General features: G+C 61.7%; 28 protein-coding genes, 2 tRNA genes and 1 pseudogene. 13 read left to right on the forward strand and 18 right to left on the reverse strand.

Annotated features, from left to right (window positions below; all coding sequences use genetic code 11):
* Window positions 1–117 precede the first annotated feature (117 nt).
* From galU to OEZ71_RS16170, 5 genes are all read left to right on the forward strand, one after another.
* On the forward strand, window positions 118–1,011 hold the full coding sequence (galU, locus tag OEZ71_RS16150; protein WP_263741054.1) for a UTP--glucose-1-phosphate uridylyltransferase GalU: 894 nt from the start codon (window positions 118–120) through the stop codon (window positions 1,009–1,011).
* A gap of 6 nt (window positions 1,012–1,017) precedes the next feature.
* On the forward strand, window positions 1,018–2,004 hold the full coding sequence (gene galE / locus OEZ71_RS16155) for a UDP-glucose 4-epimerase GalE (protein ID WP_263741055.1): 987 nt from the start codon (window positions 1,018–1,020) through the stop codon (window positions 2,002–2,004).
* Between the two features lie 251 nt (window positions 2,005–2,255).
* Entirely contained in the window at window positions 2,256–3,266 is a 1,011-nt protein-coding gene (locus OEZ71_RS16160) for a glycosyltransferase family 2 protein (protein WP_263741056.1), read from the forward strand.
* Window positions 3,267–3,276: 10 nt separating this feature from the next.
* Window positions 3,277–4,974 (forward strand): beta-1,6-N-acetylglucosaminyltransferase, encoded by a 1,698-nt coding sequence (locus OEZ71_RS16165; RefSeq protein WP_263741057.1) that lies wholly within the window; start codon window positions 3,277–3,279, stop codon window positions 4,972–4,974.
* Between the two features lie 9 nt (window positions 4,975–4,983).
* Entirely contained in the window at window positions 4,984–6,399 is a 1,416-nt protein-coding gene (locus OEZ71_RS16170) for a nodulation protein NodH (protein ID WP_263741058.1), read from the forward strand.
* Window positions 6,400–6,402: 3 nt separating this feature from the next.
* Here the strand turns inward: OEZ71_RS16170 and OEZ71_RS16175 are convergent, their stop codons facing one another.
* The 9 genes from OEZ71_RS16175 to tmpA all read right to left on the reverse strand — a co-directional run bounded on the left by OEZ71_RS16175 (window position 6,403) and on the right by tmpA (window position 13,079).
* Window positions 6,403–6,867, reverse strand: a complete 465-nt coding sequence (locus OEZ71_RS16175) for a PTS sugar transporter subunit IIA (protein WP_263741059.1) — start codon at window positions 6,865–6,867, stop codon at window positions 6,403–6,405.
* 37 nt (window positions 6,868–6,904) lie between these two features.
* Window positions 6,905–7,477, reverse strand: a complete 573-nt coding sequence (gene hpf / locus OEZ71_RS16180; protein WP_263741426.1) for a ribosome hibernation-promoting factor, HPF/YfiA family — start codon at window positions 7,475–7,477, stop codon at window positions 6,905–6,907.
* A gap of 335 nt (window positions 7,478–7,812) precedes the next feature.
* Window positions 7,813–8,574 carry an LPS export ABC transporter ATP-binding protein gene (gene lptB, locus OEZ71_RS16185; protein WP_263741060.1) on the reverse strand — a complete coding sequence of 254 codons (762 nt, stop codon included), beginning with the start codon at window positions 8,572–8,574 and terminating at the stop codon, window positions 7,813–7,815.
* Window positions 8,574–9,035, reverse strand: a complete 462-nt coding sequence (lptA, locus tag OEZ71_RS16190; RefSeq protein WP_412175651.1) for a lipopolysaccharide transport periplasmic protein LptA — start codon at window positions 9,033–9,035, stop codon at window positions 8,574–8,576. The genes lptB and lptA overlap by 1 nt, the downstream gene beginning before the upstream one ends.
* A 49-nt stretch (window positions 9,036–9,084) precedes the next feature.
* On the reverse strand, window positions 9,085–9,690 hold the full coding sequence (locus tag OEZ71_RS16195; RefSeq protein WP_263741062.1) for a hypothetical protein: 606 nt from the start codon (window positions 9,688–9,690) through the stop codon (window positions 9,085–9,087).
* A 4-nt stretch (window positions 9,691–9,694) separates the two neighbouring features.
* Entirely contained in the window at window positions 9,695–10,663 is a 969-nt protein-coding gene (locus OEZ71_RS16200) for a KpsF/GutQ family sugar-phosphate isomerase (RefSeq protein WP_263741063.1), read from the reverse strand.
* 3 nt (window positions 10,664–10,666) lie between these two features.
* Window positions 10,667–11,281, reverse strand: coding sequence for a ribonuclease D (locus OEZ71_RS16205; RefSeq protein ID WP_263741065.1), 615 nt, complete (start codon window positions 11,279–11,281; stop codon window positions 10,667–10,669).
* Window positions 11,282–11,352: 71 nt separating this feature from the next.
* Window positions 11,353–11,940 (reverse strand): (R)-1-hydroxy-2-trimethylaminoethylphosphonate oxygenase, encoded by a 588-nt coding sequence (gene tmpB, locus OEZ71_RS16210; RefSeq protein ID WP_263741066.1) that lies wholly within the window; start codon window positions 11,938–11,940, stop codon window positions 11,353–11,355.
* Window positions 11,937–13,079, reverse strand: a complete 1,143-nt coding sequence (gene tmpA / locus OEZ71_RS16215; RefSeq protein ID WP_412175652.1) for a 2-trimethylaminoethylphosphonate dioxygenase — start codon at window positions 13,077–13,079, stop codon at window positions 11,937–11,939. Before tmpA ends, tmpB begins: the two co-directional genes overlap by 4 nt.
* 99 nt (window positions 13,080–13,178) lie before the next feature.
* Between tmpA and OEZ71_RS16220 the strand changes: the two genes are divergently transcribed.
* The 5 genes from OEZ71_RS16220 to OEZ71_RS16240 all read left to right on the forward strand — a co-directional run bounded on the left by OEZ71_RS16220 (window position 13,179) and on the right by OEZ71_RS16240 (window position 18,658).
* Window positions 13,179–14,045: a LysR family transcriptional regulator gene (locus tag OEZ71_RS16220; RefSeq protein ID WP_263741067.1), complete on the forward strand. Its 867-nt coding sequence runs from the start codon at window positions 13,179–13,181 to the stop codon at window positions 14,043–14,045.
* A gap of 66 nt (window positions 14,046–14,111) precedes the next feature.
* Window positions 14,112–15,956 (forward strand): DNA mismatch repair endonuclease MutL, encoded by a 1,845-nt coding sequence (gene mutL, locus OEZ71_RS16225; protein ID WP_263741068.1) that lies wholly within the window; start codon window positions 14,112–14,114, stop codon window positions 15,954–15,956.
* Window positions 15,953–17,125 carry a DNA recombination protein RmuC gene (locus OEZ71_RS16230; RefSeq protein ID WP_263741069.1) on the forward strand — a complete coding sequence of 391 codons (1,173 nt, stop codon included), beginning with the start codon at window positions 15,953–15,955 and terminating at the stop codon, window positions 17,123–17,125. The genes mutL and OEZ71_RS16230 overlap by 4 nt, the downstream gene beginning before the upstream one ends.
* 134 nt (window positions 17,126–17,259) lie before the next feature.
* Window positions 17,260–17,655, forward strand: a complete 396-nt coding sequence (mscL, locus tag OEZ71_RS16235; RefSeq protein ID WP_263741070.1) for a large-conductance mechanosensitive channel protein MscL — start codon at window positions 17,260–17,262, stop codon at window positions 17,653–17,655.
* Window positions 17,656–17,812: 157 nt separating this feature from the next.
* Complete coding sequence (locus OEZ71_RS16240) at window positions 17,813–18,658, forward strand: N-acetylmuramidase domain-containing protein (RefSeq protein WP_263741071.1); 846 nt, start codon at window positions 17,813–17,815, stop codon at window positions 18,656–18,658.
* 66 nt (window positions 18,659–18,724) lie between these two features.
* Here the strand turns inward: OEZ71_RS16240 and ald are convergent, their stop codons facing one another.
* On the reverse strand, window positions 18,725–19,843 hold the full coding sequence (gene ald, locus OEZ71_RS16245; protein WP_263741073.1) for an alanine dehydrogenase: 1,119 nt from the start codon (window positions 19,841–19,843) through the stop codon (window positions 18,725–18,727).
* A 139-nt stretch (window positions 19,844–19,982) separates the two neighbouring features.
* On the opposite strand from ald, the gene OEZ71_RS16250 reads away from it, so the two are divergent.
* Complete coding sequence (locus tag OEZ71_RS16250; protein WP_263741074.1) at window positions 19,983–20,441, forward strand: Lrp/AsnC family transcriptional regulator; 459 nt, start codon at window positions 19,983–19,985, stop codon at window positions 20,439–20,441.
* A 69-nt stretch (window positions 20,442–20,510) separates the two neighbouring features.
* On the opposite strand, the gene OEZ71_RS16255 is transcribed toward OEZ71_RS16250, so the two are convergent.
* Complete coding sequence (locus tag OEZ71_RS16255) at window positions 20,511–20,960, reverse strand: lytic transglycosylase domain-containing protein (protein ID WP_263741075.1); 450 nt, start codon at window positions 20,958–20,960, stop codon at window positions 20,511–20,513.
* Window positions 20,961–21,073: 113 nt separating this feature from the next.
* Between OEZ71_RS16255 and OEZ71_RS16260 the strand changes: the two genes are divergently transcribed.
* Window positions 21,074–22,045, forward strand: coding sequence for a DMT family transporter (locus OEZ71_RS16260; RefSeq protein WP_263741076.1), 972 nt, complete (start codon window positions 21,074–21,076; stop codon window positions 22,043–22,045).
* Window positions 22,046–22,106: 61 nt separating this feature from the next.
* A tRNA-Pro gene (locus OEZ71_RS16265) sits at window positions 22,107–22,183 on the forward strand.
* An 88-nt stretch (window positions 22,184–22,271) separates the two neighbouring features.
* On the opposite strand, the gene OEZ71_RS16270 is transcribed toward OEZ71_RS16265, so the two are convergent.
* The 7 genes and pseudogenes from OEZ71_RS16270 to OEZ71_RS16300 form a co-directional block, all read right to left on the reverse strand.
* Window positions 22,272–22,601: a hypothetical protein gene (locus OEZ71_RS16270; protein WP_263741447.1), complete on the reverse strand. Its 330-nt coding sequence runs from the start codon at window positions 22,599–22,601 to the stop codon at window positions 22,272–22,274.
* Between the two features lie 73 nt (window positions 22,602–22,674).
* Window positions 22,675–22,803, reverse strand: a pseudogene (locus OEZ71_RS16275) (IS5/IS1182 family transposase); the annotation flags it as partial.
* 50 nt (window positions 22,804–22,853) lie between these two features.
* Window positions 22,854–23,135, reverse strand: coding sequence for a hypothetical protein (locus tag OEZ71_RS16280; protein WP_263741078.1), 282 nt, complete (start codon window positions 23,133–23,135; stop codon window positions 22,854–22,856).
* 409 nt (window positions 23,136–23,544) lie between these two features.
* Window positions 23,545–24,792 (reverse strand): calcium-binding protein, encoded by a 1,248-nt coding sequence (locus OEZ71_RS16285; protein WP_263741079.1) that lies wholly within the window; start codon window positions 24,790–24,792, stop codon window positions 23,545–23,547.
* A 160-nt stretch (window positions 24,793–24,952) separates the two neighbouring features.
* On the reverse strand, window positions 24,953–25,129 hold the full coding sequence (locus tag OEZ71_RS16290; RefSeq protein WP_263741080.1) for a hypothetical protein: 177 nt from the start codon (window positions 25,127–25,129) through the stop codon (window positions 24,953–24,955).
* Window positions 25,130–25,132: 3 nt separating this feature from the next.
* Window positions 25,133–25,218 (reverse strand) — tRNA-Leu (locus tag OEZ71_RS16295).
* Window positions 25,219–25,259: 41 nt separating this feature from the next.
* Entirely contained in the window at window positions 25,260–25,724 is a 465-nt protein-coding gene (locus OEZ71_RS16300; protein WP_263741081.1) for an Lrp/AsnC family transcriptional regulator, read from the reverse strand.
* Window positions 25,725–25,806: the final 82 nt, after the last annotated feature.

Below are 25,806 nucleotides of genomic sequence, written 5' to 3' on the forward strand. Positions count from 1 at the left end.
CTGCGGGTCGTACAAATGTCGTATCCTTGCTCTAGTACCAAAAGCAGGGCATGAACTGAGCAGCGCTTTAGGGGACAGCCGAACGGCTGAGCGCTGCGATAAATTGGATGGTGTGTGATGAAGCGCAGAGTCACAAAGGCGATTTTCCCCGTTGCCGGTCTCGGAACTCGATTTCTTCCAGCGACAAAGTCGATTCCAAAAGAAATTATGACGCTCGTCGACCGTCCGTTGATCCAGTATGCGATCGACGAAGCCCGCGCGGCCGGTATCAAAGAGTTTATTTTTGTTACCTCGCGCGGCAAGGGTGCGCTTGAGGATTACTTCGACCACGCCAACGAGCTGGAGGCGCACCTCCGGAAATCCGGCAAGGATGACCTTCTGGACGTTCTGCGCGCAACCAACATGGAATCCGGCGCCATCGCCTATATCCGCCAGCACAAGGCGCTCGGCCTAGGCCACGCGGTCTGGTGCGCGCGCCGCCTTGTCGGGAACGAGCCCTTTGCGGTGATCCTGCCGGATGACGTGATTGCGGCCGAAAAGCCCTGCCTTCAGCAAATGGTCGAGGCACATGCCGAGATCGGCGGCAACATGGTCGCCGCGATGGAAGTTGCGCCGGAAAAGGCATCCTCCTACGGTGTACTCGACGTGTGCGACGATATGGGCGCCATGGTCTCGGTCAAGGGCATGGTCGAAAAGCCCAAAGCCCATGAAGCACCTTCGAACCTTGCTGTGATCGGCCGCTATATCCTGACGCCGAAGATCATGCAGAACCTGAACAAGATGAAATCCGGCGCCGGGGGCGAAATCCAGCTCACCGATGCGATTGCCGAAGAAATCCGGAAATCGAACAATGTCTACGGTTTCCGCTTCCGCGGCCAGCGTTTCGATTGCGGGTCCAAGGCAGGTTTCCTTCAGGCCACCGTGGCATTCGGCCTCGCGCGTGACGAATTGCGCGACGAATTTCAGCAGTTCCTCATCTCGATGACGGCGGTTCGGAAGGCTGCCGAGTAAGGACGCATGACCCGGCATATTCTGGTCACTGGGGGCGCCGGCTATGTCGGGTCTCATGCCTGCAAGGCGCTGAAACTCGCAGGCTATACGCCCATCACGTTCGACAATCTCGCGACCGGATGGCGGGACGCCGTAAAATTCGGTCCGCTTGAGGAAGGCGATCTTGCCGACCGGGCGCGGCTTGACGAGGTCTTTGCCCGCTGGCAGCCCGAGGCGGTCCTGCATTTCGCCGCGATCAGCCTTGTCGGCGATGCGATGCGCGACCCCGGTACCTACTGGCGCGTCAATGTCCTCGGTGCGCTGAACCTCATTGAGGCGTCTCTGGCCTCCGGGTGCCGGAACTTCGTCTTTTCATCGACCTGTGCCACGTACGGCGATCAGGACGGTGTGATCCTGGACGAAGAGACGCCGCAGTATCCCTTGAACGCCTACGGAAAGTCCAAACTCGCGATAGAGCAGATGCTCGGCGATTTCGGGGCGTCGCATGGTATGAACTCAGTCATCTTCCGGTATTTCAACGTCGCGGGCGCCGATCCGGATGGCGAGTTGGGTGAATTCCACAGGCCGGAAACCCATCTTATCCCCCTGATGCTGGATGCGATCGACGGGCGCCGCCCCGCTTTGACCGTTTTCGGAACCGACTATCCAACCCGGGACGGAACCTGCGTGCGGGACTATGTGCATGTCGCTGATCTCATCGATGCGCATATGGCTGGATTGAAATGGCTGGAGGCTGGACACGGTTCGCGAGCCTTCTGTCTCGGCACTGGCAAGGGGTTTACGGTACGCGAAGTTATTACCCAGTCGCGCGCCGTCACGAACCGGGAAGTCCCGGTGATCTATGGTGAACGTCGTGCGGGCGACGCCGTCAGCCTTGTTTGCGGAAGCGAGCGGGCGGTGCGCGAGCTTGGCTGGACGCCGTTCCGTTCGGACCTGACTACGATGATTACCGATGCGTGGCGCTGGCACCAGTCCGGCGACTACAACGAATAGGGCATCCGGGGTTCGGAACAGGTTTCCGACAACCTTCTGGAGTCACTTGCCAATCATATCGCGGAAACGATGAATCCACAGTTTACCGGCACCGTGCCGATCTGTATTCTTTCCCGACAGGAGACGGGGACGAGGCAGGACGGCAGGAACTGGGACGACCGGGCTTGGGCGCGGTCGCTTGAAACTCGGTCTTAAGCAGCTTGCATTTATCAGTTGACCCGCCTGCGGGGGCGCGGCGTCGAGAGGATCGATTGGGCATCTGGGAACGATACCGGCTGCGGCTGAAGCGCAAGCAGCTGCGCTTGCGGGCCTTCCGCAAGCGCCGTGAGTTGTCGCCGCTGAAGGATCGGACATCGTCCATCGGTCCCCGCGACGTTATCGCCGTCGCGGTCCTGCGCAACGAATGTGTGCGCCTGCCGTATTTCCTGCGCTATTACCGTGACCTTGGGGTCCGGCATTTTTTCATGATCGACAACGGATCGACCGACGGTTCGCGGGAGTATCTGGCCCAGCAGGAAGATGTGTCGCTCTGGTCGACCAATGCCAGTTATAAGGCCGCGCGGTTCGGCGCGGACTGGCTAAACTGGCTATTGTTCCGCTATGCGCGCGGGCACTGGATCCTCGCGCTCGATGTCGATGAGTTCTTCGTCTATCCGTTCTGCGATACCAGACCGGTTCAGGCGCTGACCGACTGGCTGGACACCTACAATGTTCGCAGCTTCCCGGCGATGGTGCTGGATATGTATCCCAAGGGGCCTGTCGGTGCGGATAGATACCGTGAAGGCCAGAACCCATTCGAGATTGCCGCCTATTTCGACGCGGGTAATTACACCATTTCCAAGAATCCCAGTTTCCAGAACCTCTGGATACAGGGCGGTCCGAGAGCACGGACAATGTTCTCCGATGCGCCTGAGGACGCACCATCGCTGAACAAGATCCCGCTGGTGAAATGGCATTGGTCCTACTGTTTTGCCAGTTCCACCCACATGCTCTTGCCGCGCGGTCTGAACCAGATCTATGACGAATGGGGGGGCGAGAAGGCTTCGGGCTGTCTTCTCCACGCCAAGTTCCTGTCGACCTTCGAGGCCAAGGTGGAAGAGGAACTTGAACGGCGGGAACATTTCGCCGGCAGCCGGGAATACCTCGCCTACGCCGAGTCGCTGAAGGGCGAGACCAATCTCTGGTGCAAATGGTCCGAGAAATACGTGAACTGGCGGCAGCTTGAGATCCTTGGACTGATGTCGAAGGGCAACTGGGCATGAGGATCGGCGCGTGACGGTTGGCTTCATCATGATGTGCCACACAGCGCTGGATCGCGCCGCGCAGGTCGCGCGGTTCATGGCCGAGGCCGGCTGCCCGGTCGTGATCCATGTCGACAAGCGGGTGCGCCACCGGTCTTATGACAAGCTGGTCGCGGCACTTTCGGATATCGATACGATCAGTTTCTCGGAACGGTTCGCCTGTGACTGGGGAACCTGGTCGCTCGTCGCCGCAACACAGGCGGCATCCGAACAGATGCTGGCCCGGAACAAGGCGGTTCGGCATGTTTTTCTCTCCTCCGGTTCCTGTCTGCCGCTGCGCCCGCTGCCCGAACTGATCGCCTATCTCGATGCGCGGCCGACGACGGATTTCATTGAAAGCGTGACCACTGCGGATGTCGGCTGGACCATTGGTGGGCTCGATGTGGAACGGTTCACCCTGCGCTTTCCGTTTTCGTGGCGAAAGCAGCGGAAGGCCTTCGATTTCTATGTCCGGCTTCAGCGGCGTTTCGGCTTCAAACGCCGCATTCCCGAAGGTCTCGACCCTCATCTAGGATCGCAATGGTGGTGCCTGACCCGTCAGACATTGTCGGCCATTCTGGAAGACCCGAACCGCAAGGCCTATGACCGCTATTTCCGCCGCGTGTGGATCCCGGATGAAAGCTACTTCCAGACGCTGGCGCGGATCTATTCGACACGGATCGAAAGCCGGTCGCTGACACTGTCGAAATTCGACTATCAGGGCAAACCGCACACCTTCTACGACGATCATTTGCAGCTTCTGCGCCGGTCAGACTGCTTCATGGCGCGGAAGATCTGGCCGAAGGCCGACCGGCTCTATCGCGCGTTCCTGTCGCCGTCATCCGAACAGGCGGCCCGGGCGGAACCCAATCCCGGCAAGATTGACCGACTTTTCGCCAAGGCGGCGGAACGGCGCGTCCGCGGCCGGGCGGGGCTATACATGCAAAGCCGGTATCCCGTGCAGGACCACGAAAACGGTAAGACCTGTGCTCGCTATTCGGTCTTTCATGGCTTTTCCGATCTGTTCGAAAACTTCGATATCTGGCTGTCGAAGGCCATCGGGGGCCGCGTCCACGGGCATGTCTTCGGCCCCGGGCGGGTCGAGTTCTCGGGCGGCGAGAAAATCTTTAATGGTGCGCTGACCGACAGCGCAGCGCTTCGCGACTACAACCCAAAATCCTTCCTGACCAACCTGATCTGGAACACCCGGGGTGAACATCAGTGCTTCCAGTTCGGCCCCCGAGACAATCAGGACTGCAACTGGTTCATGGCGACCGATCCCAACGCGCAAATTTCGGTCGTCTCGGGGACATGGGCCATTCCGCTAATGCGCCAGAACAGCAACTTTTCCGAAATCCGGCGCGAGGCGGCGCGGCTTCAGAAGATCGAGAAAGAACATCTGGATATCCTGGGCACGATGTATGTGAAGGCCCGTGTCAGGGTCTGGACGATGGCGGAGTTCATCGAAAATCCCATGGAACCCCTGCAAGCCATCATTGACGAGATACGCCCCCGTGCTACCCGCCGCCTGACGGAAGCACCACGCATGGTCGATCTGACCGGGTTCGGCCAGTTCCTGCAGAACCTCAAGAACCAGGGCATGCAGCCGACCGTGATGGGCGACTTCGCCAATGTCGGCGAACCGCAACCAGCAGACCGGGATCGTGGTCGCCCCTATATCGTGCGATAAGGTGGGTATGTGACCAAGGCATTCGACTATTTCGTGATCCTCGCAGAGATGCGGACGGGATCGAACCTGCTTGAGGCGACGCTGACCCAGGTGGATGGCCTCCATTGCCACGGCGAGGCGTTCAACCCCGACTATGTCGGTTCGCCAAAGCTCAATGCGCTTTTCGGCATGTCCATGGCCGACCGGCTGAAGGACCCTCTGGCGCTGCTCCATCGCATACGCAGTGCCGACGGCTTCAATGGCTTCCGCTTCTTCTTCGATCACGAGCCGCGCGTGGTCGATGCGATCCTGAACGACCCGCGCTGCGCCAAGATCGTGCTGACCCGCAATCCGGTCGATTGCTACATCAGCCTCAAGATCGCCTATAATACCAAGCGCTGGCAGCTGACCGATGTGAAGGACAAGATCGCTTGGAAGCCGCCCTTCAAACCGGCGGAGTTCGAGGCCTTTCTGCAAGATCGCCAAGAGTTCCAGATCCGCATCCAGAACGCGCTTCAGATCACCGGTCAGACCGCGTTTTATATGGACTATGAGGATTCACTGCGCCCCGAGGTGATCAACGGGCTTCTCAAGCATCTGGGGTTTGAAGCAATGATCGACAGCGTCGCGGACACGCTCGTGCGCCAGAACCCGGAAGAGATGGCCGACAAGGTTCGCAATTTCCCCGAAATGGAAGCGGCTTTGCAGCGGATCGACTGGTCGAACCTAGCCCGGACACCGAATTTCGAACCGCGCCGCGGCCCCGGCGTGCCGCGCTTTATCGCGGCGGCAGGCGCGCCGCTTCTTTACATGCCGATCCAGCCCTTGGGTGATGGGCCGATACGCGACTGGCTGTCACGCCTCGGCAAGGGCGGTCTGGCCGAGGACTTCACGCAAAAGACGCTTCGCGCGTGGATGCGAAAGGCGCCGGGTCATCGCAGCTTCACCGTGATCCGGCATCCGTTGACCCGCGCCCACGACATCTTCGCCGCCGTGCTCGATCGCGACGGACAGGCTGATCTGCGCCGGGCGCTGCGGGCGCAATACGATGTGGCCCTGCCGCCAGACGAGGAACTGGCGGGGATGAGTGCCAGCGACTACCGCGCTGCCCTGCTTGGCTTCCTGCGGTTCCTGAAGGTCAATCTGAACGGGCAGACGCCGCACCGGCAAGACATGCTCTGGGCCAGCCAATGGACGATCATTCAGGGATTTGCCCAGTTCGCGCCGCCCGACCTTCTCTGCCGCGAGGACCGGCTGGAGCAGGATCTGGCGTTCCTGTGTCGCGGCGCCGGGGTCAAATCGCCGCCGCAGGCGCCACGGACAGAGCCGCTGGCACCGGTGCCGCTCGCCGCGATCCATGACGATGAATTGGAGGACGCAGCACGGGATGCCTATCCGCGCGACTACGTCACTTTCGGGTTCTCCCGCTGGAAACCGCTCGACTGAACGTCAGGCCGCTTGGTTCGACCGTGCCTCGGTCAGGACGGCGTGCAGGGCCGCTGGGTCGGCGTTTGCGCGCAGTTTCGCGCAAATCGAGGACTCGCGCATCGTCCGAGAGACGAGCGCGAGTGCCTTCAGATGTTCGACGCCGGCATCCTTCGGCGCAAAGAGGGCAAAGACCAGATCGACCGGCTGGCGGTCGACAGCGTCGAAATCCAGCGGCTTTTCCAGCCGCAGGAAGACGCCAACGACATGATCGAGCCCTTCGAGCCGGGCATGCGGCAGCGCAACGCCATGACCGACACCGGTCGGGCCCAGGCTCTCACGCTCCTGAAGCGCGTCTACGGTGGCGGTCGCCTCCAGCCCGTAGATGGACTGGGTGATGTCACCCAGATCCTGAAACAGACGCTTCTTGCTGGTGGCGTGTCCGAGGACCCGGACCGCCGCCGGCTTCAAAAGGCTCGATAGTTCCATGTGCCCTAACTGTTCCTGCGCCGTCGTGGCGCTTTGTCTAGCCGGTCGACGTGTCGATCCAGCCTACATTCCCATCATCCCGGCGGTGGACCACACTGACCCCGCCGTTCTTTTCGTTTCGAAACACCAACAACGGCGCCCCGGCCAGTTCCATCTGCATGACCGCCTCACCAACCGAAAGGGACGGGATCTGAGTCTCCATCTCGGCGATGATCATCGGTTGCAGGCTTTCCGGCTCAGAATCCGCCGCTTCACCATTCGCGGCGAGCACATACATGGGTGCGCCCGCAAATTCAACCGGGGCCGTACGGTCACGATGGTGATCCCGCAGACGCCGCTTATAACGCCGAAGCTGCTTATCCATCTTTTCACGGCATGCTTCGAACGCCGAATAGATCTCCGTCGCCTGTCCCTTCGCGGACGCGGTCAGGCCGGTCGAAAGGTGCACCGTGGCTTCGCAGGAATACTCATGTGCATCGCGGGCGAAGATCACCGTCGCGTCGGTCGGGCGCTGAGAATATTTTTCGACCGTTTCTGCAAGTTCCGACCGCACATGGGTCTGAAGCGCATCGCCGACGTCGATCTGCCTGCCACTGATTCTGTATCTCATGACACCTCCTTTTTTGGGTGAGTTGATTCTCTGCCTCTCGCCCTGAATGCTCAGGACGACTGAATTGGATACATTTTTTGCGATTTTGCCTTGTGCACGCCTGGCGGCTGGTTCTGTCTGAAAACCTTCCGACGCTATCGCCCGATCAATGAGGGTACGCGCATGCATTTGATATATTTGGCGACAATTCGGCACGGGATGTCAACGCCCTCTTTGACCTATCTGGCCGATATCGGTTCATGGTGAGGCGAGGTAGAAGCTGTTTTTTGCGCGCATGCCCAGATCGTGAAACGCCGCCTTCTGAAGTGCCGGAACGGCGAGCGCGGGGGCTCAGGTCAGGAGATGCGGAAACTCTGCCCCAGATAGACACGACGAACGTTTTCATCGCGCACGACTTCGTCGGCCGTGCCGCTCATCAGAACGGTCCCGTCATGCAGGATATAGGCGCGGTCAACGATCTCCAGTGTCTCGCGGACATTGTGATCGGTGATCAGCACACCGATTCCGCGCGACTTCAGATCGTGAACCAGGGTGCGGATATCACCGACCGAGATCGGATCGACACCTGCGAACGGCTCGTCCAGAAGCAGGTATTTCGGGTTGGCCGCCAGACAACGCGCGATCTCCACCCGCCGCCGCTCGCCGCCTGACAGGGCCAGCGCCGGCGCGCGGCGCAGATGGGTGATCGAAAACTCCGACAGCAGTTCCTCAAGCCGTTCGCGGCGCTTGTGGATGTCGCTTTCGGTGATTTCCAGAACAGCGAGGATATTGTCCTCCACCGACAGGCCGCGGAAGATCGAGACCTCCTGCGGCAGATAGCCGATGCCCAGCCGCGCGCGGCGATACATCGGCAGACCGGTCACGTCGCGCCCGTCGATCAGCACCTGACCGCTGTCGGCGGCGATCAGCCCGGCGATATTGTAAAAGCACGTCGTCTTGCCCGACCCGTTGGGGCCGAGCAGCGCCACCACTTCGCCCCGCGCCAGCTCGATCGACACGTCGCGGATCACCGGGCGACGGCGATAGCTTTTGCGCAGATGAACCACCTTAAGGCCCGCGCTGCCCTCCGCGACTTTCAGGTCCGGGCGTTGGGGCATCAATTGGCCCCCGGCTGTAGAACGGTCTTGACCCGGCCTTCCATCCGGCCGGTGCCCGACGCAAGATCGACGACCAGACGCTCGCCTGCGATCGTGCTGCCATTCTGGGTCAGAAGAACGCTGCCGGTCATGACGACCTCTCCGGCCGTGACGGAATACACAGCTTCCTGCGCCTCGGCCGCTTCCGAACCGTTGACCAGCGTCACGCCGCCTTTGGCATGCAGTCTTTCGATCCGGGTCCGGTCCTGTCCGCCGTATTCGACCAGCACCTCATCCGCCGACAACCGCATGTCGCCCTGTCCGATCAGGACATTGCCGGTGAAGGTCGCGGTTCCGTCGGTCTGGCTGACATTGAGTTGATCCGCAGTCACTTCCACCGGCAGGCTGGTATCGGCGCGAATACCGCCAAACGTTATCGCTGCCCCCTGCGCAAACGTGGAAAGCGGCATGAGTGCCGCCATGGCCAGGATGGCCGTCAGGGCGCGGAGGTTGATCGGCATTTGCGGTCCTTCAGTTCACCGGCTCGTATATCAGCTTCACGCCCTTGTTGAAAACCAGATCATAGCCAGGCATCCCGGCATCACTATGGCTGATTTCCATACCCCCGGCCTCAATCCTGCCAAAAGGGGCGTCCGCCTCCACCTCACCGTCCGACACAAGTTCGGTCCGGTCCAGTGCGCCGTCAAGCCCGGCGGTGATCATCCGGTAACCTTCCGACGTCACAATCACGACACCGCCTGACAACAGCAGTCTTCCTGCCGCGCGGTCCAGCTCGCCCGCAGCCGCCGTCAGGTCGATGCGAAGGCCGTCGCGGGTCTCATAAGCCGCGACCAGCTGTTCGGCGCTGGCCGATCCCTCGCCCTGCGATGGCCGGGCAATGTCCGCACTGACGCTCAGCGCCGCGCCATCGGTGGTGACGGCGGAATATTCCGGCGCGGTGAGCCTTTGGTCCCGCGCCAGAGTGTCGATATCGACCTCGGCATAGGGCAGACTGGCTTCGGTATCGATCCGGCGCGAGAACAGGAAGAGGGTGGAGAGGATCACCAATGCGATAAGCGGCAGCGCAATCTTCAGCCAGAAGATCACGCTGGAATAGACATTGTCCCGCGTCGCCATGGTGTCAGGCCACGCCGGCGCGCAGGCAGTCGTGGATATTGAGGATACCGGCCGCGTGTCCGTCGCCATCAGGGGCAACGACGAAGAGACAGGTGATCTTGCGGTCGCGCATGATCGCCACCGCCTTTTCCGCGACCGATGTGGGGTCAACCGTTTGCGGGCTGCGGGTCATCACCTCGCCCGCCGTATGATCCAGAAGCCCCGCCATATGGCGGCGCAAGTCTCCATCGGTGACGATGCCGGTCAACCGGCCCTGCGAGTCCGTCACGCCGACCACGCCGAAGCCCTTCTGGCTCATCACCAGAAGCGCATCGCTCATCGGTGTCGCCTCGGCCACCAAGGGCAGCGCGTCGCCGCCATGCATCAGGTCGGCCACTTTCAGAAGCCGTGCGCCCAGCTTGCCGCCGGGGTGGAAGGTGCGGAAATGTTCGGGCGTGAAACGGCGATGCTCCATCAGCGCCACGGCCAGCGCATCGCCCAGCGCCAGCGTCATCGTGGTCGAGGTCGTGGGCACGATCCCGGTGCCGCAGGCTTCTTCTGCCGCAGGCAGGGTGATCGCGACATCGGCCTGTGTCAGAAGGGTCGAGCCCGGACGGCTTGCGACTCCGATCAGCGGAATCGAAAAGCGCCTCGTATGGGCGATGATGTCGGACAGTTCCGGCGTTTCACCCGAATTCGACAAGACCAAAGCCACGTCGCCGTCGGTCACCATACCAAGGTCCCCATGGCTCGCTTCGGCGGGATGAACGTATTGCGCGGGCGTACCGGTCGAGGCGAGTGTCGCCGCGATCTTGCGTCCGACATGGCCCGATTTGCCCATGCCCGAGACGATGACGCGGCCCTTCGCCTTCAGGATCAGGTCAACGGCGGCCGAAAAGCTGTCGCCCAAAGCCGCCGACAAGGCGGTCAAGCCCCGCGCCTCGATCTCGATGACGCGGCGGGCGGTAGCAAGGAAGGTCTCGGCGTCGGTCATCGGTCAGTGCCTGTAGATGTCCGCCTCGTCGCCCCAGCCCATCAGGTCCAGAACGGCGCGGGTGGGCAGGAAATCGAAACAGGCCTGCGCCAGATCGGTGCGGCCTTCGCGGGCAAGGCGGGTGTCCAGTTCGGCCTTCAGCCGGTGCAGATAGAGCACGTCGGAGGCTGCATAATCCTGTTGTGCTTCGGTCAGCGTGGCCGCGCCCCAGTCCGACGTCTGCTGCTGCTTCGACACATCGACCCCCAGAAGCTCTTGCAACAGATATTTCAGCCCGTGGCGGTCCGTGAAGGTGCGGACCATCTTCGAGGCGATCTTGGTACAATAGACCGGCGAGGTGGTGACGCCGAAGGCGTTCTTCAAGGCGGCGATGTCGAAACGCCCGAAATGAAAGAGCTTCAGCGTGGCGGGATCGGCGAGCATCCGCTCCAGATTGGGCGCGTGTTTCTGGCCTTTGGCGATCTGCACCAGATGCGCATCACCGTCGCCAGACGAAAGCTGCACGACACACAGCCGGTCACGGCGCGGGTCAAGGCCCATCGTCTCGGTGTCGATGGCGACAACCGGGCCAAGGTTCAGCCCGTCGGGCAGGTCGCCCTGATAAAGATGATAGGCCATGCAGAAACCCTTTTACTGATCCTCCCGGCAATAAGGCTTGCCGGGGCCGGACGCAACAAGGGTGCGGGCCGTCAGGCGGGGCAATGCGCATCGACGATGCGTTGAACCATAGGGGCGAAATGCCAGAAATCCGGCGTTTCCATATCCGGCCGCTTGCCCGCCTCATCGAGATAGCGCACCTGAACGATCTTCTTCAGGTTCGGGTTTTTCTCGAATTCGGCCACTTCCTCGGCGTTCATCGGTCCACCCTGAAGGTTCAGGGAATGGATGGAGGCCTCCGAGAGCCGCCCGAAATAGTCGGGCTTCGTGGCACAGAGATAGCGCTTGGCGGCGACATGGTAGCGGACGCAATCGGTGATGACCGACGGGAAGAATTCGGCCAGCACTTCCGCCCCCGCCTCCTCATGAAACCGGTCCTCGGTATCGTCCATGGAAAACGTCCCGAATTCCGAGGTGAAATGCCCGATATCGTGCAGCAGCGCGCCGACGATAATCTCCTCATCCAGCCCGTTTTGTTCGGCAATGGTTGCGCCCTGCAGCATGTGCTGCGCCATTGTCACCGGCTCACCCAGGTATTCCTCGTCCCCGCAGCGCTCGAAGATATCGCCGAGGAAGGCGACGATATTGTCGCGGCTGAGCGTCGTGAAATCGGGCTTCATTCCGCCGCCTCCGGCATCCGGTGCTCCAGTGCAGCGAGGGTGGACAAGAGGCCGTCCTTGTCCGCGTAACAGCCCTGAAGCCAGCGGGTGCCGCTGCCGGAATAGCCTTTGCGGGCATGCAGCACGCGGGTGTTGTCGACGATGAAGCATTCGCCGGGGTTCAGGCGGAACGTCACCTCCATCGCCGGGTCGTCGATGATCTCGCCCAGACGGCGATAGGCGGCATAATAGGTCGCCATGTCGTCGAAGGGCACGTCGGTGATGGCGGCGGCGGAGCGGTTGTTGAACCGCACGGCGATCAGTTCGCCGTCGGGGGATAGTTCGATCATCGGGCGGCGCGACCGCAGGCGCACACCCTTTTCGCCCGCATATTCGAACCGCGCGCAGTATTTCGTCAGGACGTCGAACCAGTCGGGGTTTTCCTCGCGCAGGCGCAAAGCGGCGGCAAAGCCGTCCACAACCATGTTCTCGCCCCCCGCAGCGGAGCTTTCGAGGCAATAGAGCACCTGAACCGTCGGCACGGGATCGCGATAGGGGTTGTCGGTATGGGCCTGAAGGCCAAGGCCGGTATAGGCGAGGTTCGTTGGGTTGACCTCGGTCCTGACCTCGAAATGGCGGCCGTAATTCGTCTCGCGCACATAGCCGAAAAGCTCCACGACCTTGAAGAGCGCCCCCGGCGTCACCGGCCCACCGGTCAGTTTGCCAAAGCCATAGCGCGCGACTTTGGCCAGCCAGTCGCGCTTTGCTTCCACATTTCCGCTGACCGCACCGAAGTTGGCCACAGGCACATTCGCCATCAGCCGCCCGTCCCAGACCTCGATCCCCGGTGCGGTCCAGCCGGTCTCGGTCAGCGTAGGCCGGTCATAGGCATGCACCTCCAGCCAGTTCAGGTCGTAGGAAATGGTCTTGCACTCTGGTGCGAAGGTCACATTCAGGTCGGTGCCCGCGATCTCTGCCGCCTCGATCCGGATATCGGGGCTGATATCGCGCAGAGCGATCAGGCGCTGGCCATTGCCGGGCGCGCGGGTTTCGGCATCCCAGGCATTGTCGCGCAGCCAGACGGCATGGAACCGCTGTCGCCCCATCCCCGTCTCAAGCGCCAGATAAGCTCCGCCTGCCTCGATCATCACATTACCCATCCCGGTCGTCCTTTCGCGCGTAGAGAACCGGCGACAGTCTCTGGTCATTGAGCTATAAATTCAAATTAAGCGTTCACGATCTGAGGAATTGTTTTCCTAATGGCTGACCGGAGCTTCGATAACTTGCCCCTCGAATGGGTCCGCGCCTTCGAGGCGGCGGCACGATGCGGTAGTTTCACCGGCGCGGCGGGGGAAACCGGGCTGACGCAATCGGCGATCAGCCAGCGCATCGGCCATCTCGAACGACGGCTTGGCACGCGGCTTTTCGTCCGCCAGGCGCGCTCCATTGCGCTGACAGTCGAAGGCGAGGCCTGGCTGCCCCATGTCCGCACGGCGCTGGAAAGCCTGCGCGAAAGCTCCGAAGCGCTCTTCGGTGTCGCCCGCGACAGGCTGACGATTTCGGCCAGCACCTCGGTCATCGACCTCTGGATCGCACCGCGCCTTGACCGGCTGCGGGCTGCGACAGGCGGGCAGATCACATTCCGCACCATGGTGCTCAGCGCCGAGACCGCGCATGACGACGATACGGTCCGTATCCGCTATGGCGCGGGCGACTGGCCACATGCCCTGAAGGTGCCACTTTACTCTGAAGTCATGGCGCCCCTTGCCGCACCGGGGCTGCTCAGCGCCGGGACATCGTGGCATGACCTGCCCCGCATTGCCGTCTCAGGCCCGCGCCCGGGCTGGACCGACTGGGCCGCCCGGACCGGCACGCCGACCACCCCGGTGCCATCGCTGCGCTTCGACACGTTTTCCTCCGCGCTGGCGGCGGCGCGGGCGGGGCAGGGCGTGGTGCTGGGATCTCTGCCGCTCTGTCAGGCCGATCTGCAATCCGGCCTTCTGGTACAGGTCAGCGAGGACCGCCTGGCCCATCACGAAACCTACTGGCTGCTCGCCGCGAAGGAACGGATCAGCCGGTCCCAGTGGGGTGCGCTTTGCGACAGCCTCGCCTCTGGACCCGCCTGATTTTCTTAGCGTCTCGACAGGAACAAACCATGGCCGAATCTTTCGGCCCATGCTAATTCTTGTAGGATGAACGCCGAGAGCCCCAAAATAACGCCTGAACGGCCCGTAATCCGCCAGCTTGACGAAGCGGCTGTGAACCGGATTGCAGCTGGCGAAGTCGTCGAACGCCCGGCCTCTGCCGTCAAAGAACTGGTGGAAAACGCGCTCGATGCGGGTGCTGCACGGATCGAGGTTGCCTATGCCGATGGCGGCAAGACTCTGATCCGTGTCACCGATGACGGCTGCGGCATGACCGCCGAAGACCTTCCGCTGGCGCTCTCACGCCATGCGACATCGAAGATCGACGGGTCGGACCTCTTGAACATCCGCTCCTTTGGGTTCCGGGGCGAGGCTTTGCCGTCGCTCGGCGCGGTGGCGCGGCTGAAGATCACCTCGCGCGCAGAAGGGGCGGAGGCCGCCGCCATTGCGGTCGCCGGTGGTCGCATGGCCCCTGTACGCCCCGCTGCGCTGACGAAGGGCACGGTCGTGGAGTTGCGCGACCTCTTCTACGCGACGCCCGCTCGGTTGAAGTTCCTGCGCTCCGACCGGGCCGAGTCACAGGCGATCAAGGATGTCATCCAGCGGCTGGCGATGGCCGAACCCGGCGTCGGCTTCGTCCTGCGGGACGTGACGGGCGGTGGCGAGGGTCGCGTCGTGCTGCGCGCCGATGTCGAACAGGGCGACCTCTTCGAAGCCCTGAGCCGGAGGCTCAGGTCACTCATCGGTCCGGATTTCGCCGACAATGCCCTGCCCATCGATGCCGAACGCGAAGGCATTCGCCTGACCGGCCTCGCCGCTTTGCCCACCTATTCGCGCGGCGCTGCGGTGGAGCAGTTCCTATTCGTCAATGGCCGCCCGGTCCGCGACAAGCTGCTGATCGGCGCGCTTCGGGCGGGCTACATGGACGTTCTGTCGCGCGACCGGCATCCCGCTGCGGTCCTCAACCTCATCTGCGATCCCGAACGGGTGGATGTGAACGTGCATCCGGCCAAGGCCGAAGTGCGGTTCCGCGAGCCGGGCGTCGCCCGCGGGCTAATCGTCTCGGCGCTGCGGCACGCTCTGGCTGAGGCCGGGCACCGTGCCTCATCGACCGTCTCCAGCCTCACCCTTGGCGCGATGCGGTCCGAACCCGCTGGCCCACGCATCTATCAGATGGACCGGCCGTCGCAGACCGCGCTCCGCGCCGCCTATTCCGCGCAGGCCCCGCTTGCCGCCGAATTCGCCGAAGCCTCCGCCCGTTTCGACCCGCCCGCCGACGAGAAGCCGCAGGCGCACGAGGAGGCCATTGAAACCTGTCCGCTGGGTGCCGCCCGGGCGCAGCTGCATGAAAACTACATCATCGCCCAGACCGAAACCGGCCTTGTCATCGTCGACCAGCACGCCGCGCATGAACGGCTCGTCTACGAACGTCTGAAACGCCAGCGCGCGGAAAACGGCGTCGCCGCACAGGCGCTTCTGATCCCCGAGATCGTTGACCTTTCCGAAGGCGACGCAAGACTGCTGCTCGACCATGCTGAGGCGCTCTCGCAGTTGGGCCTCACCATCGAACCCTTCGGCGGCGGCGCCATCGCGGTGCGCGAAACCCCGGCCGTTCTGGGCGAGGTCAACGCAACCGCGCTTCTGAAGGACATCCTTGACGAGCTTCACGATCTCGGCGACAGCCAGCGCCTGCAAAGCCGGATCGACGCGGTCCTGTCCCGTATGTCCTGCCACGGCTCCATCCGGTCGGGCCGCCACATGCGGCCTGACGAGATGAATGCTCTTCTGCGCGAGATGGAGAAAACACCGCTTTCCGGCCAGTGCAATCACGGCCGACCCACCTATGTCGAACTGAAACTCAGCGACATTGAACGGCTTTTCGGACGCACATGATCACCCTGAACGGCCAGACCTATTCGCTTGACGACCCGCTCGTTCTCGCCGCGCTCGGCAGCGCGGCGCTGGTGCTTCTCCTTTTCATCTTACTGATCGTCACGCTGCGCGCCGCCGCACGCTCGGCGCGGATGACCGAACCCCTCGGTTATCACCTGACCCAGCTTGGCAACCGGGTTGAAAACCTGACTGCCGGGCAGGAACGGCTGACGGGAGGACTTCATCACGTGTCCGAGGCGCAGGCCGCATCGCAGACCAAGGTCCTGCAACTGATGGAACAGCGGTTGACCGAGGTGTCGCGCGGCATGAGCGAAAGCCTGCAGGGCACCGCGACCCGCACGGCCCGGTCCCTAGGCGAGTTGCAGCAGCGGCTGGAGACGATCGACAAGGCGCAGTCGAACATTGAGAAGCTTTCGGGCGATGTGCTGTCCTTGCAAGACATCCTGTCGAATAAGCAAACGCGCGGCGCCTTCGGCGAAATCCAGCTGAATGACATCGTCCGCAAGGCGATGCCGCCCGATGCCTTCACGATGCAGGCGACACTGTCGAACGGCAAACGGGCCGACTGCCTGATCCACCTGCCGAACCCGCCGGGCCCCATCGTCATCGACTCGAAATTCCCGCTGGAGGCTTATGAGGCCCTGCGTCGGGCCGAAAACCAGTCGCAGCTGATCGAGGCGCAACGGATGCTGCGGATCGCCGTCCGCAATCACATCAAGGCGATTGCCGAGAAATACATCCTCGACGGCGAAACCGCCGACGGCGCCTTGATGTTCCTGCCCTCAGAGGCGGTCTATGCCGAATTACACGCTAACTTCCCTGAACTTGTGCGCGAGGGGTTCAACGCCAAGGTCTGGATCGTCTCGCCCACGACCTGCATGGCGACCCTGAACACGATGCGCGCGGTCTTGAAGGACGCCCGCATGCGCGAACAGGCGGGCGCGATCCGCACGACGCTCCGCCAATTGCACCGCGACGTTGAACTTGTGGTGGAGAGGGTCGACAAGCTCTCCACCCATTTCCATCAGGCCCGCAGCGATCTCGAAGGGATCACCACGGCGGCCGAGCGGGCAGGCAAGCGCGCCGCCAAACTGGACAATTTCGATTTCGAGGAAATCGCCCCGGAGGCCGATACCCCCCGTATCGTTCCCCTCGCGAAGACACCCTGAGCATATCGCCGCCGGAGATTCCTTTGCGGTGAAAAAAGCGAGTGCCACTCCCGCAGTTCGTGTTAGCTTCCGCGCACCGACGCGCAGAACTGGAAACGCGCGGTCATGAGTATCGTCAATGTGGGGACAATGAAATGATCCAGGAATTCAAGGATTTCATCGCCAAGGGCAATGTCATGGACATGGCCGTCGGCATCATCATCGGCGCGGCGTTTACCGCCATCGTGACCTCGCTGGTGGATGACCTGATCAACCCGATCATCTCGCTGGTCACCGGCGGGATCGACTTTTCGGGGCTGAAGATCGCTCTCGGTGACGGCGCAGACGCGGCATCGTTCAATTACGGCAGCTTCATCACCGCGATCATCAATTTCCTGATCATCGCATGGGTCGTGTTCATGCTGGTGAAGATGGTCAACAAGGTGAAGGACGCGGCCACGGCCAAGGAAGAGGCCGCCCCGGCTGCCGATCCCGGTCCGTCGGAAAAGGACCTGCTGATGGAAATCCGCGACGCTCTCGTCAAGAAATAATCCGCAACACAAGCTGACCCAGAAGGCCCGCCATAAGGCGGGCCTTTTGCTATTTGGGCGCCGGTTCGGGGCCTTTGCACAGATTTTCACGCTGAAATCACGGAAATCGGCTATTCTGAGCGGATTAACCAAGACATTTTTTGAAAGGGATACAGCAATGACCAGTTTGAATGATGTTATGGGCAAGGTTGCCACGGTGGCACAGGCTGAAGGGATCGAACCAGCCGCCCTTCGGACCGTCGTGGATGTTGAAAGCGGGGGCAGGGCGTTCACTACAATCGACGGCAAGGACATGCCGCTGATCCTTTACGAATATCATGTTTTCTACCGCTATCCCGGGCTGACCGATGCGCAGCGGAGCGAAGCGGTCAACCGTGGATTGGCCGCGCGCCATTGGGGCGATCTGCCCTATGCCAAAAGCCAGCAAGCCCGCTACAACCAACTGTCCCGCGCAGCCGCGATCAACGAACAGGCCGCCTATGCCGCCTGCTCCTGGGGCGTTGGGCAGGTTCTCGGTGAAAACGCCGACTGGCTCGGTTTCGGCACACCGAAGGCGCTTGCGACAAGAGCGATGGAAGGGATCGAGGGGCAGCTCGCGGTCATGCTGGCCTTCATACAAAAGAAAAAGCTGCGCGATGAGCTTGCAACCCATGACTGGCGCGGGTTTGCACGGGTCTATAACGGACCCGGTCAGGTCGAACATTATTCAAAACTGATGCGCAGGGCGTACAAGAAATACTCAGGTCAGAATTCGGTATCGCCTGAGGATGTCGACCCAGTCTCGCTGCGGGTCGGCATGAAGAACGATCGCGTCGCGGATCTTCAGCGCATGCTCAGGGGGCAGGGCTTTCACCTGCTGGTGGACGGTGATTTCGGCCCCGCCACCTTGCGCGTGGTGAAGGAGTTTCAGGCGGAACAGGGGCTGACGGTTGATGGTATCGCTGGCCCCGCGACCTTGGCGCGGCTGGAAGCGCTGTCGGGTGTCGGCGCGGCGGTAGAGTAAGCACAAAAAGCAAAGGCCGGACCAATATGTCTGGTCCGGCCTTCGTTGTTACGTATGTTCCGGAAGTCAGGCGGCAAGCGCCTGTTTCGGGTCGATCGTGTCGAGGCCGAGCGCCTCGCCCACGGCGGCGTAGGTCAGCTTGCCGGCATGGACGTTGAGACCATTCAGCAGATGCACATCGTCGGCGCAGGCCTGTTTCCAGCCCTTGTTCGCCAGCGCGATCATGAACGGCATCGTGGCGTTGCCCAGCGCGATGGTCGAGGTGCGGGCAACCGCGCCCGGCATGTTGGCCACGCAGTAATGCATGATGCCATCGACCTCATAGATCGGGTCCTGATGCGTCGTGGCGCGCGAGGTTTCAAAGCAGCCGCCCTGGTCGATGGCAACATCGACAAGCGCCGCACCGGGCTTCAGTTCCGAAAGTTGCGCACGGCTGATCAGTTTGGGCGCAGCGGCACCCGGGATCAGCACGGCGCCGATGATCATGTCGGCCTGACGGGCCAGTTCGATCGTGTTCGCGGCCGAGGCGTAGGAGTTCTTGAACGTGCCGCCGAAAACGTCATCGAGGTAACGCAGACGCGGAATCGAACGGTCGAGCACGGTCACATCCGCGCCCATGCCCGCGGCAATCTTGGCCGCATGGGTGCCGACGACACCACCACCGATCACGAGGACCCGTGCAGGACCAACACCGGGCACACCGCCCATCAGCACGCCGCGGCCACCATTGGCCTTTTGCAGCGTCCATGCGCCGACCTGCGGCGCCAGACGGCCCGCGACCTCGGACATCGGCGCGAGAAGCGGCAGGCCGCCATTGCGGTCGGTCACCGTCTCATAGGCGATGGCGGTGCAGCCCGAGGCCAGAAGGTCCTTGGTCTGCTCCGGATCGGGTGCCAGATGGAGATAGGTGAAAAGCGTCTGGCCCTCGCGCAGCATTTTGCGCTCGACCGCCTGCGGTTCCTTGACCTTGACGATCATGTCGGCGGTGTCGAAGACCTCCTTGGCGGTGCCGAGAATTTTCGCGCCGACAGCGGTATAGTCAGTATCAGCGAAACCGGCGCCCGCGCCGGCATTGGTCTCGATCACCACGCTGTGGCCGTTATTGATGGCTTCCTGAGCGGCCGCCGGGGTCATGCCGACGCGGAATTCCTGCGGCTTGATCTCCTTGGGGCATCCGATTTTCATGGGGGTCCTCCCGAAATAATCCTGCGCGGATTATGCGCATTCGGGTATGAAATTGCTTTGAGATTCGGCTGGCTTATCGTGGTGTTTTCGGCAATAAATTCGAGGAACAGACAATTTCTACGAAGAAGATTGCACAGATATGGAACTCGACGCGACAGACAGGCGAATACTCGGGGTCTTGCAGAAGCAGGGCCGGATCACCAACGCGGAACTATCAGAGCGGGTGAACCTTTCGCCATCGGCCTGTCATCGTCGCGTGCAAAGGTTAGAGGAAGAGGGCTATATCGACGGGTTCGTCGCCCTGCTGAACGCCCGAAAGATGCGGCGGCCGACGACGGTCTTTGTCGAGATCACGCTGTCGGGTCAGGCGGATGAGGTTCTGGAGGCGTTTGAGAGGGCAGTGACGCTGGTGCCCGATATCCTTGAATGTCACCTGATGGCGGGCTCGGCCGACTATCTACTAAAGGTGGTGGCGCAGGATACCGAGGATTTCGCCCGCATCCACCGGCAATACCTCGCCCGGCTGCCCGGCGTGGCACAGATGCATTCCTCTTTCGCGCTCAGGACCGTCAGGCAGACGACGGCGATTCCGGTCTGAGGCCGCGCAGCGAGTGTCTGGAACGGGCTTGAGGAGCCGCTCCTCGCAGGCTGCGCCACTCGTCGCTGGTCACGACCGGAGCCCGGTCTCCCTCAGCAGCCCCATACGCTTGGCCTCGTAATAGTAACCTTTGGAATACCACATCACGGCCCGGTCGCGATTGCCGCGCGACACCAGCCAGGCACCGCGCAGATACTTGCCCGCGTATTTCAGGTTGGTTTCGGCATCGAGCAACCCCTCGGGCGCTCCGCGGTACCCCATGGTTGCGGCAGTCTGGGGGTGGATTTGCATCAGTCCGAAATAGGGGCCGTTGCGCGCCGCCGGGTTGTAACCGCTCTCACGCTCGACGACCCGATGCATAAGATCCTCGGGCATGTCGTAGATGCGCGCGTATTTCGTGATCAGCCGGTTGACCTGGGCGGTGCCGGCATGGCGCCGACCGCGCGGCTCGCGGCGGCCGCAGGCGGCCAGACCCGCGATCAGAAGGGCAAGCGCTGCGCGGCGGGAATGGATCTGCATAGTGGTCTCCTCTCGGGCCTTCCGTCATAACGAAGCCCGCGCGCGCCGCAAGGGTGCCCTTGCCATGGCGGGCCCGACAGGCAATGAAGGGCCGGAATTCGGCGGAAAGACGCATGGCTCAGGCGAACAATATCAAGGGCGCGGTGACCGCGCTGGCCGCGATGGGCATCTTCGCCACGCATGACGTGGTGGTGAAAACGCTCGGCGCCAGCTATTCCGCCTTCCAGATCGTCTTTTTCGCGGCGCTTCTGAGCTTTCCCATCGTCACCGTGATCCTTCTCAGCGACGCGCGCGAAGCAAGCCTGATGCCACGCCATCCATGGTGGATCACATTCCGCACGCTCTGCACGACGGTGACCGGCGTCGCGGCCTTCTACGCTTTTTCCACCCTGCCGCTCGCGCAGGTCTATGTGATCCTCTTCGCGACGCCCCTTGTCATCACCGTCCTCTCCATCCCGATGCTGGGCGAGACGGTGCGTCTGCGCCGCTGGGCGGCGGTCATTGCCGGTCTGATCGGTGTTCTCGTGGTGATGCGCCCGGGTCAGACCGACCTGTCCTTCGGCCATCTCGCGGCGCTGACGGCGGCGATCTGCGGCGCCATGGCCTCGGTCATCGTGCGCAAGATCGGGCAGGAGGAACGGTCGGTCGTGCTTTTGCTGTTTCCGATGGTTGGCAATGTGATCGCGATGGGGATCGCGCTGCCCTTCGTCTACCGCCCGATGCCGGTCGAGCATCTCGGCCTGCTTACGGTCATCGCTGTCTTCGGTCTGGCGGGGTCTTTCCTCGTGATCCTCGCCTACCGCGAAGGCGAGGCGGTGATCGTCGCACCCATGCAGTATTCGCAGATCCTGTGGGCCACAGCTTACGGCTATTTCCTGTTTTCCGAAACGCCGGACCGGGCGACCGTGATCGGCGCCGGGATCATCATCGCCTCGGGCATCTACATCGTCTTCCGCGAAGGGCGGGCCGGCGCTTCGGCGAACCGCCCGGTGCTGGAGACACGCAGCCGGTCGGAAACCGTGACCCCGCGCGCCAGCCTGCTGCAGCGCGCAATCACACCAGGGCGCCGGATAGACGGTCAATAAGACCGGGTAGCCGATATGCCCTTGCCAAAGCCCGGCAGAATCGCTAGTCCCCGCGCACGGTCGGAGCGTAGCGCAGCCTGGTAGCGCACCTGCTTCGGGAGCAGGGGGTCGGAGGTTCGAATCCTCTCGCTCCGACCAACTTTCCCGCGTGTTAGAATCGCTTAGCCGCCCCGAGCAGGGTGGCCGTTAGCGTTTGGACCTATTCAGCAAGCAAATAGGTAGCAGCTCAGGGCGCATCCATTGAATCGGGATTCGTCAGAGGAGCAAGGCTTAGTACGCTGAGTTTTTTGGCGCAGTAAGCACAGCAGTCCCCGCGGTACTCCTCGTATGCTTCCTTGATAAGGTTCGTAAATTCGCGGGCTTCCGGTTCGGCCGCCCACGGGATGGGGCCGCAGTCACCGCGATACCGATCAGCCATGGCGAACCGCCAGAAATCGGCTTCAAGGCCCCAGAACCCTCCATCATAGATGCCCCCGTGAACCTCGCACTGTTCGAGCTTCCCTTGGCTTACGAGATAGACTGCCGCAAGGGCCGGGTTCTTGTCGTCCACCATCATCGCTTGTTTCGCGCTTCCCATGCTTACCTGTTGAGTGGATTGCCGCAGCAGGCGCGTGACGCGCCAAGGAATAGCCCGCCTTTTTCGACCGTAGGCGCGATACCGTGCGAAGGGCTTCCAGATAAGTCGCGCCGGTCTTGATCGTCGTCATGTAGGTTGCTTCCGAAGCCAGCCCTTCGAATGTCTTGGAGAACAGTCTCATAAAGCAGCCCTCGCATCATGCCGTCGCCGCATAACGGCACGCGATCGCCCCTACTTGAAGGAGCTGCGTGCCCGCAGCGAATCACGACGCTTCTGGCTCGCGAGTGTGTTGACATGCACAGGACGATACAAGCTGTCGCGCAGCATCTGGTCGATCCCCGGTGCGTCGTTGCGGTCGCTGGCGTTGATCTGCGCCCTCAGGAACGCCTTGGTGTGACGCGTCTGAACGCAGATCATGGGTGGACCGGTGCGCGCCAATCCCTCGCAGAGCCAATGCGACAGTGGACCGGCCTCGAGCCCAATCCGTTCGATGCGGAAACCACTTTCTAACAAGGCTGCCTAGATATCTTCGGGATGGCCGACAACCCAGGTTTCCCGGCAAATCCGCCCAGTCTCATCGACGATGCAGATCGCCGTCTCTTTCACCGAAGCATCCAATCCGGCATAATGTTTCCTGCCGCGCTTCCAGCCTTATGCTTGGGGCTGCTTCACACAGACCTTGTCTACCATCAGCTCGAAGCGCAGCACCTGCACAAAAGCCGTCGTCGGGAACGGGGTACAAGTCCAATACCCCGTCTGACCCTCTGTATCCGATCTCTGCTACTTTAGCCCCGTCACCGGCCCCGGCCAAGACCGATGGCGGGGTGGTGCGCGACGTCAAACCCTTGTGGCATGACCACGTTTCCTAGCCTGTCGGCACCGCCTCTCTGTAGGAAAACTTCCCGCGCGTCTATGTCTTCCCTCAGAACACGAAATCCGTCGCGTCGAGATCGCCAAGGGTGACGCCGGTCAGTGTGATCGTGTTGCCCGCCAGATCGTCGATCACCACGTCGCCGCCCACCTGGGTCGCATGGTTGGCCAAGAGGTCCGCCAGATCGGTGATCGCCGTGACACCCGCAAGGTTGATCCGCTCAGCGTTGGATATGGCGTCGAAATCGGTGAGGACGTCCTGTCCGAAGGCGCCTGCGAAGATGAACACATCCGCACCGGCCTGCCCGGACATAGTGTCATTTCCGGTTCCACCGATGATCGTATCGTCACCGAGGCCCGCGAAGATAGTATCGTCATCTGCCCCGGCAACGATTCGGTCATTGTCCGCGCCGCCAAAGATCGTGTCGTCGCCGGCCCCGCCAAAGATCGTGTCGGCACCGCCCTCGCCAAAGATGCGGTCCGCACCCGTACCGCCGAGCGCCCGGTCGTCGCCACCACCCGCATTAATGATATCCTGACCGCCTTCCCCGAACAGCGTGTCATTGCCGGCACCGCCGTCGAGCAGATCCAAATGGCCGCCGCCATGGATATTGTCGCCACCATCACCGCCGTCGAGCGTGTCATTCATGCTGCCGCCCATCAGGGGGTCGCCACCCCAGCCGCCTGACAGGTAATCATGTCCGCCCTGACCCCAGAGTTCATCACTCTCCGTATCGCCAAACAGGCTGTCGTTGTGTCCGGCCCCGAAAATGGTGTCGTCGCCCGAGCCGCCCCGCAGGCTGTCGTTCCCGGCATCGCCATAGACGAGATCCGTGCCGTAACTGCCGTCGATCGTATCGAAGCCGGCATCTCCACGGATCGTATCGTCCCCCAGCGAGCCATTCACGGTATCCGCCCCTGCGCCGGCGTGAATCTCGTCGTCAAGATGCGATCCAGAGATGGTGTCGTTTCCGATCAGCGCGAAAGTCGCAGTCGCTTGTACGACCGAGTCGGGAACGGTACCGGATATTGTAATCTGGATGCCCTGCGCGAGAATGTCGGCGATCAATGCCTGCGCATTGATCGAGACGCTCGTTGACTGCTCGAAGCCGTTGTTGATGATGTAGGAATTGACGTGAAGATAGCTCGAGAAATTCACGCTCAGATTTTCGAAAGAGAGATCCCAGATCCTATCGAGGAATGTGGGGCTCGACTGATACTGATCGACCAGCGACATCTGGACATCCGTAAGCGTGCCCGCGTTGTCCGACAGATCGAAGGTTCCATTTACTGAAAACACGAAATGCTGTTGAGGGCTCGGTACAAGCCGTTACCACGCGCCAAAATCGTTCATGAATACTTCGATTGAAGCGGAGAGGTGGCTTTGAAACGAGTTGAGCGCGGCCACCATGTCGCCGCCGACGGAAAGTGTTGTCATTCCAATCTCCTTACAACCTTAATCACCCAAAGAAATGTGCATTCGCGCTATTGGGTAAAGCGATTTCAGGCTTGAACTGCAGCTCGCAAGCAGCGTTTTGCAAGCCGATTGTGACTTTTTTTGGCAAATTTTCGAAAAATTTTTCCCGGCCAACAAGTCCTGAAACCGCTGGTTGCTGGACAGGTCTCGTGTGGGTCATCGCTGGTACCCGCGGCCGGATTTGAACCGGCACGGCCTTTCGGCCTAGGGATTTTAAGTCCCCTGTGTCTACCATTCCACCACGCGGGCCAGCGCGGCGACCATAGAAGAAATTGCGGCCCGGGCAAGGGTCAGAGGCCGGTTTCCTTAACCGCCTCCATCGCGACGAAGGTCGAGGTCGAAGCAACGTGTGGCAGGCTTGAAATCCGTTCGCCCAGGATACGCCGGAAATCGTTGATATCGGCGGTGCGGACCTTCATGAGATAGTCGAAACTCGCCGCCATCATGTGGCATTCCTCGATCTCGGGCACTCCCCTGACCGCCTTGTTGAAGGCCTGAAGGGCCGCCTCGCGCGTATCCGACAGTCGCACCTCGACGAAGGCGACATGGGCGAGCCCCATGCGGATCGGGTTCAGGACGGCACGGTAGCCAGCGATGACGCCGATCTCTTCCAGCCGCTTCACCCGCGCCTGTATGGGGGTCTTTGTCAGCCCGATGCGTCGGGCCAGTTCGGTGACGGACATACGGCCGTCTTCCGACAGGGCGCGCAGAATCGCGCTGTCGTAACGGTCGAGGTGTGGAAGTCCATCTGCCATGTATTATTCTCTAAGTTTGGTCTTATCGACTATGTTTTGAGAATATTAAGTTAAATCGACTTTGCCGCAAGCGATAATATAG

It is taken from the genome of Albidovulum litorale (genome assembly GCF_025751495.1).
Taxonomy (GTDB): domain Bacteria; phylum Pseudomonadota; class Alphaproteobacteria; order Rhodobacterales; family Rhodobacteraceae; genus Albidovulum; species Albidovulum litorale.

What these genes read in the sequence shown, in the direction of transcription:
- OEZ71_RS16240 (WP_263741071.1), top strand. Translation starts at nt 17,813, where the DNA reads ATGACCAGTTTGAATGATGTTATGGGCAAGGTTGCCACGGTGGCACAG.
- mutL (WP_263741068.1), top strand. Translation starts at nt 14,112, where the DNA reads ATGAACGCCGAGAGCCCCAAAATAACGCCTGAACGGCCCGTAATCCGC.
- OEZ71_RS16255 (WP_263741075.1), bottom strand. Translation starts at nt 20,960, where the DNA reads ATGCAGATCCATTCCCGCCGCGCAGCGCTTGCCCTTCTGATCGCGGGT.
- OEZ71_RS16175 (WP_263741059.1), bottom strand. Translation starts at nt 6,867, where the DNA reads ATGGAACTATCGAGCCTTTTGAAGCCGGCGGCGGTCCGGGTCCTCGGA.
- ald (WP_263741073.1), bottom strand. Translation starts at nt 19,843, where the DNA reads ATGAAAATCGGATGCCCCAAGGAGATCAAGCCGCAGGAATTCCGCGTC.
- lptB (WP_263741060.1), bottom strand. Translation starts at nt 8,574, where the DNA reads ATGCCCCAACGCCCGGACCTGAAAGTCGCGGAGGGCAGCGCGGGCCTT.
- OEZ71_RS16205 (WP_263741065.1), bottom strand. Translation starts at nt 11,281, where the DNA reads ATGGCCTATCATCTTTATCAGGGCGACCTGCCCGACGGGCTGAACCTT.
- OEZ71_RS16230 (WP_263741069.1), top strand. Translation starts at nt 15,953, where the DNA reads ATGATCACCCTGAACGGCCAGACCTATTCGCTTGACGACCCGCTCGTT.
- OEZ71_RS16260 (WP_263741076.1), top strand. Translation starts at nt 21,074, where the DNA reads ATGGCTCAGGCGAACAATATCAAGGGCGCGGTGACCGCGCTGGCCGCG.
- tmpB (WP_263741066.1), bottom strand. Translation starts at nt 11,940, where the DNA reads ATGAAGCCCGATTTCACGACGCTCAGCCGCGACAATATCGTCGCCTTC.
- mscL (WP_263741070.1), top strand. Translation starts at nt 17,260, where the DNA reads ATGATCCAGGAATTCAAGGATTTCATCGCCAAGGGCAATGTCATGGAC.
- OEZ71_RS16270 (WP_263741447.1), bottom strand. Translation starts at nt 22,601, where the DNA reads ATGATGGTGGACGACAAGAACCCGGCCCTTGCGGCAGTCTATCTCGTA.
- tmpA (WP_412175652.1), bottom strand. Translation starts at nt 13,079, where the DNA reads ATGGGTAATGTGATGATCGAGGCAGGCGGAGCTTATCTGGCGCTTGAG.
- galE (WP_263741055.1), top strand. Translation starts at nt 1,018, where the DNA reads ATGACCCGGCATATTCTGGTCACTGGGGGCGCCGGCTATGTCGGGTCT.
- OEZ71_RS16200 (WP_263741063.1), bottom strand. Translation starts at nt 10,663, where the DNA reads ATGACCGACGCCGAGACCTTCCTTGCTACCGCCCGCCGCGTCATCGAG.
- OEZ71_RS16300 (WP_263741081.1), bottom strand. Translation starts at nt 25,724, where the DNA reads ATGGCAGATGGACTTCCACACCTCGACCGTTACGACAGCGCGATTCTG.
- OEZ71_RS16220 (WP_263741067.1), top strand. Translation starts at nt 13,179, where the DNA reads ATGGCTGACCGGAGCTTCGATAACTTGCCCCTCGAATGGGTCCGCGCC.
- OEZ71_RS16250 (WP_263741074.1), top strand. Translation starts at nt 19,983, where the DNA reads ATGGAACTCGACGCGACAGACAGGCGAATACTCGGGGTCTTGCAGAAG.
- hpf (WP_263741426.1), bottom strand. Translation starts at nt 7,477, where the DNA reads ATGAGATACAGAATCAGTGGCAGGCAGATCGACGTCGGCGATGCGCTT.
- OEZ71_RS16195 (WP_263741062.1), bottom strand. Translation starts at nt 9,690, where the DNA reads ATGGCGACGCGGGACAATGTCTATTCCAGCGTGATCTTCTGGCTGAAG.
- galU (WP_263741054.1), top strand. Translation starts at nt 118, where the DNA reads ATGAAGCGCAGAGTCACAAAGGCGATTTTCCCCGTTGCCGGTCTCGGA.
- OEZ71_RS16290 (WP_263741080.1), bottom strand. Translation starts at nt 25,129, where the DNA reads ATGACCCACACGAGACCTGTCCAGCAACCAGCGGTTTCAGGACTTGTT.
- lptA (WP_412175651.1), bottom strand. Translation starts at nt 9,035, where the DNA reads ATGGCGGCACTCATGCCGCTTTCCACGTTTGCGCAGGGGGCAGCGATA.